Below are 13,286 nucleotides of genomic sequence, written 5' to 3' on the forward strand. Positions count from 1 at the left end.
CAAAATTGGATCTCTAAATCTCGAATTTTGAACTATCAATAGGGTTTCCTCATGGAAAATAATTCTGAAACTTTCATTAATTTAGGAAAAACCTGGTTTTGGGACGAGCTCATCAATAAAAAACTGTATTAAATGAATACAGTACTCATAGAAAACATATTCATTAGAAAAACAGTACTTATTAAAAACAGCAATCGTAAATCCAAAATACTTTTTTACCTCAATGGCTTTTGAGGGAATCCTTGAGAAGGATTCCCTTAGCTGCCATATTTAGACCGGAGAAAATTCCGTATTGTTTTTCAGGTTATTTATTTTAATTAAAGCAGCATTAAAAAAAGAATAAATTTTAAATTCTTATTTTGAAGCTGCTTTTGGCGCTTTTGGAGTGTCTACTTTCGGGACCAGTGTTTTAACAGTTTCTTTCGCACCGGTTTTTGGCCTTTCATTAGATATCGTTAGACAATCTTTCGGGCAACCAACAACGCATTCGGTGCACATAATGCATCGAAATAAATTAATTTCCCACATTTTATCAGCTTTGGTAACTGTTATTGCATCAGGGGGGCATTTCTTTTGACATATCCCGCAGAGAATACAGTTTTCAGGATTGAAAACAATCCTCCCTTTAAATTCTTTAAAAGGTTCCCTTATTTCGAAGGGGTAAAGTCTGGTAGCAGGTTTACGAGAAATGTTTGTTAGAACAAGGTTTAACATACCCATTATATCACCCTTCTTTTTATCTTTCAGTGCAGCTAATGCAGGGATCTATAGTAAGTACAACTATAGGCACATCAGCGAGTCTAACACCTGGGAGCATTAGTAACAGTGAAGGTATATTTGCAAAGGTAGGAGTTCTTATTTTAAGCCTTTCCAGGTTTTTAGTACCATTACCTTTTACGTAATATACAACTTCACCTCTGGGCTGCTCTGTTCTCATAATCGCTTCACCAGTAGGGAAGCCCTTTATGGGTGTTGCAATTTCACCATTAGGCATCTTGGAGATCGCATTCCTTATCAGCTTAATAGATTCGTATAATTCAATGATTCTTACTTTAGTTCTGGCGTAACAATCTCCATCTTTTTCAACGGCTGGCTTAAAACCGAGATCCCTATAAATGTCCCAGTCTGCTGTTTCTCTTACGTCAACAGCGTTCCCACTTCCTCTGAGTGTAGGACCAGCTGTTCCAGCCTCATATGCTAGTTGTTTTGACATTGTAGCTAATCCTACAAGTCTCTGCTTAACAGTGTAATTATTTACAAACACTTTTTCGATATCTTTAACTTGAGATTCCACTGTATCAAGCATTTTCAGAATCATATCAATATTTTCTTTAGTCAGATCTTTGGTAACTCCTCCGACTTTGGATATTGAATGTATAACTCTGTTTCCAGTGATTCTCTCCAGTACATCTAATACTGTCTCTCTGTACTTCCAGCATTCATAGAAGAGGCTTTCAAATCCAAAACCATCGGCAAACAGGCCAAGCCAGAGGAGGTGACTGTGAACTCTGTTGAGTTCACCGACTATTACTCTTATATACTCCGCCCTTTCAGGAATCTCGGCATCGAATAGTTTTTCAACTGCCTTTGTATAAGTTATACCATGGAGGGCACTGCATATTCCGCATATTCTCTCGCAAATATACGTGGTTTGATTATAGTCCTTTGTGTCTATGAATTTCTCAAGCCCTCTGTGCACGTAGCCCAGTGAGGGAAGTGCTCCAACAACAACATCGTTGTCAAGTTCAAGTTTTAACGATACTGGTTCAGGTAAAACGGGATGTTGAGGACCAAACGGTATTACGGTTGTCATGTGATTCTCCTCTCAAATTGCTTTAAGCTAAGGGAGCCTTTGGACTGTTTGGTGTCAGGTAAAGGTGGCCTTTGTAGTCTATTGCTAAACCTTCGAAAGTCAAGCCGAAGAGATCCTGGTACTCATTCTCAATTAAAAGTGCACATAGATAAATGCCTGAAACACTCTTGGGTTTCTCTCCTGGTTTCACAAAGTACCTTAGATTTTTTAATTTATTGTCTTTCTCAAAGACATATATAAAATCGTGACCTTCGTTAGCTTTCAGGCATATCATAGTAGAATATCGATAGCCATCACTTTTTAAACCCTCAACAGTTTTTAGCAGCTCTCCACTGTTCTTAATTTCTGTGGAGTCTATGGTATTCTCAAGCATTCGATGGCACCTCGCTTCCTTTCAATTTTACCTCTTTTCCTTTGATATTCCCTTTCTTCTTATTTTCAAGTATTGAAAGTGCTGCTACTACGCCGTCAAGTATGGCTTCAGGCCTTGGGCAGCATCCGGGGACATATGCATCTACCGGTATAACCTGGTCCACTCCGCCTATTACATTATAGCAGTTATGGAATATCCCGCCTGTAGATGCACAGGCGCCTACTGCTAAAACAACTTTGGGGTCAGGAATCTGGTTATAAATGTTCTTAATTACATTTACATTTTTATAATTTAGCGAGCCTGTAACCACCATTATATCAGCTTGCTTAGGAGTACCGATGTTTAAAACCCCAAACCTTTCAGCATCATATAAGGGTGTAAGACAGGCTACTACCTCAATGTCACAGCCATTGCAGCTGTTACAATTTACATGTATAATCCATGGAGATTTTGCTAAACTCATAAGTCTCCCTCTTTTTACACTAATTTGACTCCACTAAAGTACAGGAATGCTATATTTACAATGGAAATTATCAGTAAAACTGTCCAGCTTAGTTTGAGCATCCATTGCCAGTACACTCTTGCAGTAATGTTGTCTATAAGAGTTACAAAGAAGAAAGCAGCCGCAGATATAAGCACACCTATCAATGGGTTTACCGCCCAGAATACGAATATTAGTCCTGTTAAAAACACGTATTCATAGAAGTGCCCAATCTCAATGCCGGCCATACCTGGCCCTGAATATTCGGTCGTCATACCTTTAACCAGTTCCTGATGACCGTGGTGAGAGGTTGAATAGTCAAAGGGTGACTTCTTCAATTTTATATTCAGAACAACTATCATTGCTATGAATATAAGAGGCGTGTACATCAGCAGAGGGGTTGATGCGTCTACCAGCGCAGATAATTTGAAAGTTCCGGTAAGCAAGTATATGGCAAGAGCATATAATATTAAAATTGGTTCATAAGCCAGTATAGCCATAATTTCCCTTGAACTTCCTATCCTGGCGTATGGTGAACCAGTACTCATTCCACCTACTATGAGAGCTATCGAAGATACCGTGTATACAAATATTATCATCAGAATATCTGCTTTAAGCACTAACATCAAGAGGCTCAAAATTAAGAAGGCTACGTACACTACCACGTAGAAGTTTTGAGACGGGTTTACAACCAGATTGTCTTTACTGAGGAGCTTCCTGACATCATAGTATGGCTGCAAAAGGGGAGGACCGACTCTTCCCTGCAATCTTGCAGTAATTTTTCTGTCAATTCCTGCGTATAGGCAGCCAATCACAGGAGCTACAAATATAACAAGAACAGCTAATAAAATATCGTTCATGTTCATAATACTCCTCCTGCTAATGCAATTACAATGAGAATTATCGAAATTGCATATCCGAGTACTGTAAGTTTACTTTCTCCAAAGGTATTTTGAAGGTAGATGTTAGAGACACTGCTCTTATCGTAACTGCAAGTTCCGTTTCTGAACATTAATCCGTCTTTTTCCATGTTGTTTTCTCCACACATATAATAGTTAACTCTGCGAGGAGTGAACATGTTTCTGGTAGCGAAATAGATCAGAATAGCCAGAGCAAGCGCTCCGAAGATTGCTGCATAAGCAAATGCCCCTATTTCAGAGGTAAATTGTCCAGCCTGTCCTGAGATCTCAGGAGCAGCTTGAAGCAGAATTTCAACCTGAGGTTTAATGAAGTAATTGTATATTGAAAATACAAATATACTTGTAACTATAATCGCCAGTCCAAGGAATGACAGTGGGAAATACGTTTCCGGTTTTTTGTGGTGAACTGCATTCTTATCCATGCTGGATGATAAGATTGTTCCCATCCACTTAGCATAGTAAACTGTAGTGAGTGCACTTCCAAGTATAAGGAATACTATCACAATAGGGTTGCTTGAAGCAGCTTCCATTGACACCCATTTTGTAAGCAATACCCCAAAAGGAGGTAAGAGCATGGATACCATTCCCAGAGCTGCAAGACTGGTAAGAAGAGGAGCCTTATTTATTAATCCTGACATGTCCTCAATATCTCTGCTTCCTATTGTGTGTTCAATTTCACCTGTGCACAGGAACAGAAGAGCTTTTGATATGGCGTGGAACAGAATAAGCATAATCGCAGCAGCTACAGCCAGAGGCGTACCAATTCCAGCGCTTGCGATAATTAAACCCAGATTTGCAATTGTAGAGTAAGCAAGTACTCTCTTGGCATTCCTCTGGGATAAGGCTAAAGCCGAGCACATAACGAAGGTAAAGCTACCGTAAACTGCAATAGCTGTTCCGAGACTCGTGCCCGCAAAAGCCGGTACTAGTTTGACGACTAAAAACACACCTGCATTTACCATTGTGCTTGAGTGCAGTAAGGCCGAAACCGGGGTTGGAGCTACCATTGCGCCTAAGAGCCAGCTCTGGAAAGGCATCTGAGCAGATTTCGCAAAGCCTCCTATACAGAGTAAAGCAACAGGAAGGGCTACAGCGGCCATTGTTGTTGCATCAGTTCCAGCGTAAGTTCCGATTCCAGAAAGAGTACCTATATCATATGTTGCGAGCAGAATTATGCCTATAGATAGAGCAATTCCACCAACCAGGTTTAAAGCCAGAGCCCTGAAACCGTTATTTATTCCTTCTTCATCCATGTTGTATGAGATTAACACGAACGAACAAAGAGTTGTTAGTTCCCAGAAAAGAAACAGCCATCCCAGCGTGTCAGCCATTACCAGACCATTCATGGCTGCCAGGAAGAAACTCATCGTAAAGTAGAAAGTTTTTTGTCTGTTTAAATGCCTGTGTTCTTCATATTCATCCATATAACCGGTTGCGAATAATATAATCGCAGTACCGACTATATTAACAATTAATATCATGATCTGAGAAAATTGATCAATATTAAAAGAAGCACCTTCGGCATGTGGAAGACTGGTAAAAGTGTAAGCAAATACAGCTGCTGAAATTATTCCTAGCCCGAGTGTAGGCCAGTTTTTATATTTTGCTGACACACCAAGAATAAATAATATCACCAGTACTTCGAGTATAAGGACAATATTTTCTAGCATTGCGAAATTTGGTTCGCCAATCTCAACTACTCCAGTACCATCCAGTACTAAACTAACTGATAAAGCTACCCCAAGTATGAAAAAAGCCCAAGCCAGGTACTTGTATAGCGATTTGGGAAGGGCTACGAATAAAAACGAAAACAGTACGGGTACTGCAATTAATAGCATAACAGTATTTTCTATCATACAGCGTATCCTCCGATCTATAATCCTCCGATCTGTTCATTCTCTGACGTATTGGTGGAATTTATACAGTTGAAAAACAAACCAAGTACATAAGACGTTTTTATAACCCATTTTTCATATTCCCGAAAGGTTTTTATATTGATTTCCCAGTTCAACTGCCCAATTCCTGAGTATATAAGAATATGGACTAATAATCCTCAAATATTATAATATTCTTATATCAAAATTACAAGAAATAATAATATGCGAATAATGTCGATATAAATTCGACATGTTGCCAATTCTTAATTATAGCAAAGGCATATTTAAAGATAGTGATTTTCTTTTTACTTTTATATTACTCACAAGAATAATGGACAAAATAGCCCCCAGATATTGTTTTCTTCTTGTTTTATATTTTATAGTTATAAATACTACTGAATGCTAATTCATACTACCAACTGGTTCCAATATACTACCAAAGTGGTATAAATTAGCATACACAAAGCCCTATTTAAACATAATGGTTTTAGTTTATTTTTATATTGCTCCTGAGATTCATTTATTGACTAGCCTGCGAATATCACAGTTTTTTAAATTTAAAGACTAAAATAAACAATAAATAATAATATCAAATTACTACAATAATTAATATAACAAAGGGATATTTAAAGAAAGTGATTTTAACTTTATTTTTATAATAATCTTGTTATTATTCTGTATTACTTCTATTGTATCTTATATTAATCTTGCTATCTACTGTAAAAACAGGTGTAATATAATAATGGAGCATTCCTGACAGTCTATTTTCTGACAGCCTATATTATAGATACCTGGTGAATACTTATGGCAACATATTTTATAAGTTCTTCAAAACCTGAACTTATCTTTATTTTTATCCATAATTTTAACCAGGGAGAGCATTACGGGAACTTCCACAAGAACACCTACTACGGTAGCAAGGGCTGCTCCTGAATTCATCCCGAAAAGAATAAGGGCCACTGCTACAGCCAGTTCAAAGAAATTGCTCGCTCCAATGAATGTAGAGGGAGCGGCTTCCCTGTAAGGAATTTTCAGGTATTTTGCGCCTGCATACCCGATCCAGAAGATAAGATAGGTCTGCAGAACAAGAGGAAATGCAATCAGAAGAATATGCAACGGATAATTTATGATATTTTTCCCCTGAAATACAAAAATGAGGATAAGGGTAACTAAGAGGCCAAGAGGGGTTACCCATTCAATTCTCTTTATTAGCCTGTTTTCAAACCAGGTAATTCCTTTTTTCCTTATGACTACCTGCCTTGTCAGCACAGCGAGACCAAGAGGAAGTGCTACATAAAAAACGACCGAGGCGAAAATGGTCATAAGGGGCACAGGAAAATCGGTTGTAACTCCAAGGAGGAATTTTCCTAGCGGGGCAAAGAGAATCAGGATTACAAGATCGTTCACTGAAACCTGAATAAGGGCATAATTAATATTAGCTTTTGCGAGATAAGTCCAGACAAGTACCATTGCCGTACAGGGAGCAAGCCCGAGGAGAATCATACCTGCAGTGTACTGAGCCTGTAGGTCAGCAGGAATGAATGATGCAAAGATCACGTGCATGAAAAGCCATGCAATAAAAGCCATGGTAAAGGGCTTGATTACCCAGTTTACGACAAGGGTCAGAAGAAGGGGTTTAAGGTTTGCTTCAACATTGAGGATTTCCTCAAAATTTATCTTTAGCATGATGGGATACATCATAACAAGAAGCACAGCAGCTACAGGTACGGAGACATTTGCAATCTCGATTCTTCCCAGGGTATTCGCAAAGCCTGGAAAGGCATAGCCGATTACGGTTCCCAATACTATACAAACTGCAACCCAGATAGAAAGGTATTTACTGAAAAAGTCGAGTTCTCTTTCTTCTTCAAATTCGATTTTCTCTCTTTCCCCGGACATTTATTCTCCCTTCCCCGCTTCTTACTCTTTTCTTCTGTTTGCCGAAATTAAAAGTACAGGTTTTATGGTTTGCCGGAGCACCCTCTCTACCGTACTTCCAAGCAACAGTTCCTTAACTTCACCTCTCCCCCGGGCAGTCATTATGATCAGGGTAACATCTTCAATATCGGCAAGCTTAACGATTTCTTCAGACGGAACGCCTTCAGGCACGCTGTACCTGACAGTAACTCCTGAAAAGCGTTTCCCTATTTCCTGAAGCCGGCCGATTGTTTCTGCTTTTTGCTCATCCAGCAGATCGAGATCTTTTATATTATCTATAACATAGACAAACACGATCTCCTTCAGAATTTCAGTAAACTCGTGAAGCTGCTCAACTGCCCTCATGGCTTCTTCTGAGAAATCCAGGGGTACAAGAATTCTGGAGAAGGTTGTTCGGCACGCCTTCCCATAAACTTCCTTTCCTTCTTTCAGGACATTGTACTTTTCAACAAGAAGCATCCTTTCGGACCTGTGAGCTATATATTCCGTAGTTCTCCCCAGGAACCTGCCCTTTATAAGCCCTTTAGTAGTAGCTCCTATAATAATACAGTCAACGTTCTTTTGATTGGCAATCTCTATAATAACTTTCGCAACTTCTCCTACTACAACCAGGGTTTCGGCTTCAAGCTCAAGGTCCCTGACAAAGTTCGCGTGATATTCGATCTCTTCTTTTGCATGCCGTTCAAACATCGGGGCAAGCCCCTGAGCTTTATGGATATCCACTACATGCAGCAGAATAACTCTCTTTAGTCCGGCATTTCTTAGTTCCCCTATGCAGCCGAGCAAATCTTCCGTTTCTATGGTGAAATCAGTGGGAACAAGTACGGTTTCAATCAATCCAGCGCCCCCGGTTACAGAGTACTCCAACAGCTTTTTTATTTCACTATCCCTTTAAGGCTCCATTTTATAGTATATTTTTGCAGCATAAATAAGTACTATAATGCTTCTGCCGAAGCTCGGAAGTGGGTAAATAAAGGTTATAGCTAAAGAATAAAGTAAAAAGTAGGAAGATAAAAGGAAAAGATACCTGAAAAAGGATAATGGAATGGAGCTTGTCGCTTTAAATAAATCTTTTTATAATAACACCTGAGTTACAGTGAACATCTTACTGCAACGGCTTTCAAAACCGGTATGGTTTAAAGTTCAATGTATATCTACTAAACGTTAAGGGAATTTTCATGAGTATACTGGCATGAGAATATTGATTTAGAGTTCAAATGTGGTTAAAATTGCATTATGAAATTACTAATTGAGGGTTCAAGTATGGTTAAATGTTCTATTTGTGGGAAAGATGAAAATTCACTGCTTAGAGTAAAGCACAGGAAGCTTGGCACAATAAAGCTCTGCTTTGAATGCTGGGAAGTAGAAGATAGCAATAAAAATCTTCTTCCTTCATGTGGTGGATGTGATTGCTGCAGATGATTCTGCTCTCAGGTGAATTTTTCACTTTTCTTCGCTCAGTGCTCTGCTGATTTCTGTACAGGAGTTTGCCTGCACAGATAGAAAATAAGTTATTGTTCAGAAAATAAGTTATTGTTCAGAAAATAAGTCTATTTTTCAAGGACTTAACATAAACATATATTGATATATTCTCAATTTCTGCTTATCCAGCCTTTGAAATCAAAAGCTGGTGAATAAGTGAAAAACCTGAGTTTGGATCAGATTACTGAGAATCAGGAGTAGGTAAAAAAAGAAGTAAATTGGAGATCACTTGGACTGGAGTATTTCCCCAACTTTTTCAAGGGCAAGGGCGACTTCTTCTTCTTTCAGATCCATATCCTTTGTCTTCTTGATCCCCAGCTCGGAAATTATTATATGACGGTCTACATTAAAGCCAGCCAGTTCAAGAGTTTTTCTGGCGCAGTTTACGGGACAACCGTCAATAGCAATGATCTTTTCGGAGGATTCTGCTGATTTCATAAGGCCCGGTGCTCGAGCCCCAATTCCCACTGTACACATCATATTTCCGACTTCCTGCCTGACAAGTTCGATTGCAATTTTGTTTGAGATCTGTCCCGTGTTTGAAGCTCCTGCACAGGGAAAAATTGCAACATTGGCTGCTCCGCACGCACATTTTGTATTTTCTGCCATAATTTCATTCTCTCCTATTTTTTGATTCTGGACCTTATTGAAGTTTGTAGCTGGATAACCTTAAGCTTTTTATTTTTTAATCCATTTTTTGATATCATTCACGCTTGGGACTTTTCCTGCGACTTTAACATCCCCGTCAATTACAAGAGCAGGCGTGACCATAACTCCATATCCCAGAATTTTATCGAAATCCTCTACCTTGACGATTTCAGCATCAACGCCCAGTTCTTTAACTGCTTTTTCTGCCAGTTCCTTTGTTTTTTTGCATTTTGCACATCCAGTACCCAGTATTTCGATTTTCATATTTTTCACCTGAAAATTTTATTAACTTTATTCATTCTCTACATCATTTATTTGATTTCTATACCTTCATTTCTTCGTAGGGTTATTTAGATCTTGTTTGTTTCAGTATTATTTTTTATGCAATCCTAAGTCCGAATGTATAACCTGAAATGGTTGCAATCAATATCACCAGGAAAATATAAGTCATTCCTTTTTTTATTCCCATTACCCTGTTGATTACAATCATACTCGGGAGGCTGAGTGCAGGGCCTGCAAGAAGCATGGCAAGAGAAGGGCCTCTTCCCATTCCAAGCAGGGTAAGCGCTTTGATGATAGGCACTTCTGTAAGAGTTGAGAAGTACATCAGCGCTCCTGTAATAGATGCGACAAAGTTGGAAGCAAGGGAATTTCCTCCTACAAAATATGCTACAATCTCTTTTGGGAGCACTTCAACTATAATGCCTGCGAAAAATACACCTATGAGGAGCAGAGGGGTAATTTGTTTGATCAGGAACCAGGTCTCTCCCATCCAGCTTTCAAGTTCCTCTTTTGAGAACCACTTAATAGACAGATATGCAGTAAGCGCTATCAGTGGTGTCCAGGCAATTATCTGATTTGTGTATTTCCAGCCCCAGGAGGACATGAATTCCGGCGCTACAAGAACTGCAATTAGCAAAATAAAAAGCTGAACAGTATGTTTGTGCTCTTCTTCTCCAAAGGTTTTTATGGAACTGTGTTCCGCTCCTTTCCTTTCGTAAATCAGAGACATTGTCAGGCCTATAAACACTGAAAGAAGCACAGCCGAAAAGGCCCTTGCAGCTCCAAGGTCATATCCCAGGATTTTTGCGGTATAAACAACTGCAAGAATATTGATTGCAGGAGCAGAGAAAAGAAAAGTGGTTGCAGGGCCTATACCTGCTCCTCTTTTGTATATTCCCGCAAAAAGAGGAAGAGCCGTACAACTGCAGACTGCAAGAAGACAGCCTGAAGCCGCAGCTACGGTATATGAAATATATTTTGGGGTATCTGCGCCAAAGAACTTCAATACGGATTCTTTAGAAAAGAGGGAGGCTATTGCTCCAGCTAGAAGAAAGGCAGGTAGGAGGCACATCAGTACATGAAGGGCCAGATATTCCTGCAGCGACTGAAACCCAATCGATATTAGATATACAATGTAGTCCAGGGTCATTTTTCCAGATCCGGAATTCCTATTTCAAATATATTTGAAATAACTCTTCAACATATATATAAATTCCTGTTTCAAACGTATTTGAAATAATTTTCTGGATCATATCCCATCATAAATCGTTCAATTTTATAATATCCAGATCCAGGCTAAAGTCCGGGACTGAAATTCAGGAATAATGTTCAAGGCTATATATTATATATACTTCAAAAGGATCGATCGTTAATTTTAGTCAGGAGTATTCCTCCCATCAGTGTATTTATATATATATTTCTAGCAATGTTTGAAGAATATGGTTAAAATCGAATCCGAATGCATTTCCAGAAAGAGGTGCTTTCTGTATACCATTCTCCTGTTTATCCTTGCAGGCATTTTTGAGATAGGGGGAGGCTACCTTCTGTGGCTGTGGCTACGTGAAGGCAGGGAACTTATTTTTGCATTTTCAGGGGCAATTATCCTGTTTTTATACGGAATCGTGCCCACTTTCCAGCCGTCTTACTTCCACAGGATATATGCAACTTATGGTGGCATTTTTGTTGTTATGTCCCTTTTATGGGGCTGGATCTTCGATAAAATCCCTCCAGATACCTACGATCTCATAGGCGCCCTGATTATTCTCATCGGAGTGTCAATTATTTACTACTGGCCGAGAGAGGATGATAATAAGTGATTGATCCTGCTATTTCTCTTGCTCTGTTTTTTCTGGCTGCCCTTTTTGAAATCGGAGGAGGCTACCTTGTCTGGCTCTGGTTAAGGGAAAATAAAGGGGCAGTCTTCGGGCTGCTCGGAGGACTGATACTGGCGGTCTACGGGATAATCCCCACCTTCCAGCCCGCACATTTCGGCAGGGTTTATGCTGCCTACGGAGGAATCTTTATTGTTTCATCCCTGATCTGGGGAGCCCTTGTCGATAAGAAAAACCCCGACAAATATGAGATAATAGGGGCATTGATCGCACTTGCAGGTGTGCTGATAATGTTCTATATGCCTCGCTAACGGGTCAGTGTACGGGAAAGGGCAAGAAGGAAAAGAGAAAAAGGTAGGAGGTCCAGGGTTTACCCCTAACTCTTTTTACTTAACTGAATAAACCTTTTTTCTCAATGAATTGTGTCGTAGGCACATTCGCCATGAAGAGAAATATCCAGGCCTACAAGCTGTTCTTCCTCTGTAACTTTCACCGGAGTTACTGCATTTATCAACATCAGCATAATGTAGGTAAACACGAATGCATAGACAGAAGTAGCTGCAACAACCACGACTTCTTTGATAAAGAATGCAGTGCCGCCATAAAGCAGCCCGTCAGTTCCTGCCGGGTTTACGACAGTTGAAGCAAAGACTCCAAGGAGAATGGTCCCGGTAACGCCTCCAACTCCGTGTACACCCCATACATCAAGGGCATCATCCCATTCCATCTTGTTTTTAAGGTGTACTGCAAAGTAACAGACAATCGATCCGAGGATGCCCATCAGTGCAGCTACAGGCAAAGAAACAAGGCCAGCTGCAGGAGTAATTGTTGCAAGGCCTGCAACTGCTCCTGTCATAAGCCCGACAAATTTCGGTTTTCTCTCCCTGGACCATTCTATTATCATCCAGGTAATGGCTGCAAAAGAAGCTGCAATGTCGCTGTTCAGGAATGCGAGTGCGGTAATTCCGTCCACATTCAGTTCACTTCCGGCGTTAAAGCCGTACCATCCGAACCAGAGAAGAGCAGTACCAATGGCCATTAAAGGAATACTGTTCGGTTTCGTTCTTCTGTACCTTCTTGAGCCTACATAAAAAACCGAAGCAAGGGCTGCAAATCCGGCTGTCGCATGGACTACGATTCCACCTGCAAAGTCAATAATTCCCATTTCTGCAAGCAGGCCGCCTCCCCAGACCATATGTACAAAAGGATAGTAAACAAAAAGCTGCCAGAGAACAAGGAAAATTATGTAAGCCTTAAACGTAACCCGGTTTGCAAAGGCTCCCGTAATCAGGGCCGGCGTGATAATTGCAAACATCATCTGGTAAGCCACGAATACGAGTTCCGGGAATCCCGTATCTTTAAACATGGCAATTGGGGTAATTCCATTCAAAAACATCTTGTCCAGGTTTCCTATGATTGCACCTTCCCCGCCGCTGAAGCATAGAGAATACCCGACAATAAACCACAGAACGGTTGTCAAGCCCATAGAAACAAAACTCTGCATCATAATTCCTAGAATGTTTCGCTTACAGGAGAGCCCCCCGTAAAAGAATGCCAGACCAGGAGTCATGAGCATTACAAGACTTGTCGCAAGCAGCATAAAGCCTGTTGAACCAGTATTTAACATCTTTTCATCCCAT

Annotated in this window: 15 protein-coding genes; 3 read left to right on the top strand and 12 right to left on the bottom strand. The window is 40.0% G+C overall.

Going from position 1 to position 13,286, the window contains the following annotated elements; translation table 11 throughout:
* Positions 1-354: 354 nt before the first annotated feature.
* The 8 genes from ACPK8D_RS07930 to ACPK8D_RS07965 form a co-directional block, all read right to left on the bottom strand.
* Positions 355-720, bottom strand: coding sequence for a 4Fe-4S binding protein (locus ACPK8D_RS07930; protein WP_424717317.1), 366 nt, complete (start codon positions 718-720; stop codon positions 355-357).
* A gap of 16 nt (positions 721-736) precedes the next feature.
* Entirely contained in the window at positions 737-1,813 is a 1,077-nt protein-coding gene (locus ACPK8D_RS07935) for a nickel-dependent hydrogenase large subunit (RefSeq protein ID WP_424717318.1), read from the bottom strand.
* A 22-nt stretch (positions 1,814-1,835) separates the two neighbouring features.
* Complete coding sequence (locus ACPK8D_RS07940; RefSeq protein WP_424717319.1) at positions 1,836-2,186, bottom strand: NADH-quinone oxidoreductase subunit C; 351 nt, start codon at positions 2,184-2,186, stop codon at positions 1,836-1,838.
* On the bottom strand, positions 2,179-2,649 hold the full coding sequence (locus ACPK8D_RS07945) for an NADH-quinone oxidoreductase subunit B family protein (RefSeq protein WP_424717320.1): 471 nt from the start codon (positions 2,647-2,649) through the stop codon (positions 2,179-2,181). Before ACPK8D_RS07945 ends, ACPK8D_RS07940 begins: the two co-directional genes overlap by 8 nt.
* A gap of 14 nt (positions 2,650-2,663) precedes the next feature.
* The gene (locus ACPK8D_RS07950) at positions 2,664-3,533 is read right to left on the bottom strand and encodes a respiratory chain complex I subunit 1 family protein (RefSeq protein WP_424717321.1); all 870 of its coding nucleotides are present in this window, start codon (positions 3,531-3,533) and stop codon (positions 2,664-2,666) included.
* The gene (locus tag ACPK8D_RS07955) at positions 3,530-5,443 is read right to left on the bottom strand and encodes an NADH-quinone oxidoreductase subunit L (RefSeq protein WP_424717322.1); all 1,914 of its coding nucleotides are present in this window, start codon (positions 5,441-5,443) and stop codon (positions 3,530-3,532) included. The genes ACPK8D_RS07950 and ACPK8D_RS07955 overlap by 4 nt, the downstream gene beginning before the upstream one ends.
* 849 nt (positions 5,444-6,292) lie before the next feature.
* Positions 6,293-7,363 (bottom strand): ACR3 family arsenite efflux transporter, encoded by a 1,071-nt coding sequence (arsB, locus tag ACPK8D_RS07960; protein WP_424717323.1) that lies wholly within the window; start codon positions 7,361-7,363, stop codon positions 6,293-6,295.
* Between the two features lie 21 nt (positions 7,364-7,384).
* Entirely contained in the window at positions 7,385-8,239 is an 855-nt protein-coding gene (locus ACPK8D_RS07965; RefSeq protein WP_424717324.1) for a universal stress protein, read from the bottom strand.
* A gap of 426 nt (positions 8,240-8,665) precedes the next feature.
* On the opposite strand from ACPK8D_RS07965, the gene ACPK8D_RS07970 reads away from it, so the two are divergent.
* Positions 8,666-8,824 (top strand): hypothetical protein, encoded by a 159-nt coding sequence (locus ACPK8D_RS07970; protein WP_424717325.1) that lies wholly within the window; start codon positions 8,666-8,668, stop codon positions 8,822-8,824.
* A 285-nt stretch (positions 8,825-9,109) separates the two neighbouring features.
* On the opposite strand, the gene ACPK8D_RS07975 is transcribed toward ACPK8D_RS07970, so the two are convergent.
* The 3 genes from ACPK8D_RS07975 to ACPK8D_RS07985 all read right to left on the bottom strand — a co-directional run bounded on the left by ACPK8D_RS07975 (position 9,110) and on the right by ACPK8D_RS07985 (position 10,964).
* Positions 9,110-9,493 carry a putative zinc-binding protein gene (locus ACPK8D_RS07975; RefSeq protein WP_424717326.1) on the bottom strand — a complete coding sequence of 128 codons (384 nt, stop codon included), beginning with the start codon at positions 9,491-9,493 and terminating at the stop codon, positions 9,110-9,112.
* A gap of 69 nt (positions 9,494-9,562) precedes the next feature.
* Positions 9,563-9,796, bottom strand: coding sequence for a thioredoxin family protein (locus ACPK8D_RS07980; protein WP_424717327.1), 234 nt, complete (start codon positions 9,794-9,796; stop codon positions 9,563-9,565).
* 115 nt (positions 9,797-9,911) lie between these two features.
* Positions 9,912-10,964, bottom strand: coding sequence for a permease (locus tag ACPK8D_RS07985; protein WP_424717328.1), 1,053 nt, complete (start codon positions 10,962-10,964; stop codon positions 9,912-9,914).
* A 289-nt stretch (positions 10,965-11,253) separates the two neighbouring features.
* Between ACPK8D_RS07985 and ACPK8D_RS07990 the strand changes: the two genes are divergently transcribed.
* Entirely contained in the window at positions 11,254-11,631 is a 378-nt protein-coding gene (locus ACPK8D_RS07990) for a YnfA family protein (protein WP_424717329.1), read from the top strand.
* On the top strand, positions 11,628-11,957 hold the full coding sequence (locus ACPK8D_RS07995) for a YnfA family protein (RefSeq protein ID WP_424717330.1): 330 nt from the start codon (positions 11,628-11,630) through the stop codon (positions 11,955-11,957). The genes ACPK8D_RS07990 and ACPK8D_RS07995 overlap by 4 nt, the downstream gene beginning before the upstream one ends.
* A 101-nt stretch (positions 11,958-12,058) precedes the next feature.
* On the opposite strand, the gene ACPK8D_RS08000 is transcribed toward ACPK8D_RS07995, so the two are convergent.
* Complete coding sequence (locus ACPK8D_RS08000; protein ID WP_424717331.1) at positions 12,059-13,273, bottom strand: ammonium transporter; 1,215 nt, start codon at positions 13,271-13,273, stop codon at positions 12,059-12,061.
* Between the last annotated feature and the right edge of the window lie 13 nt (positions 13,274-13,286).

It is taken from the genome of Methanosarcina sp. (assembly GCF_049706645.1).
In the GTDB taxonomy this organism is placed as follows: Archaea; Halobacteriota; Methanosarcinia; order Methanosarcinales; family Methanosarcinaceae; genus Methanosarcina.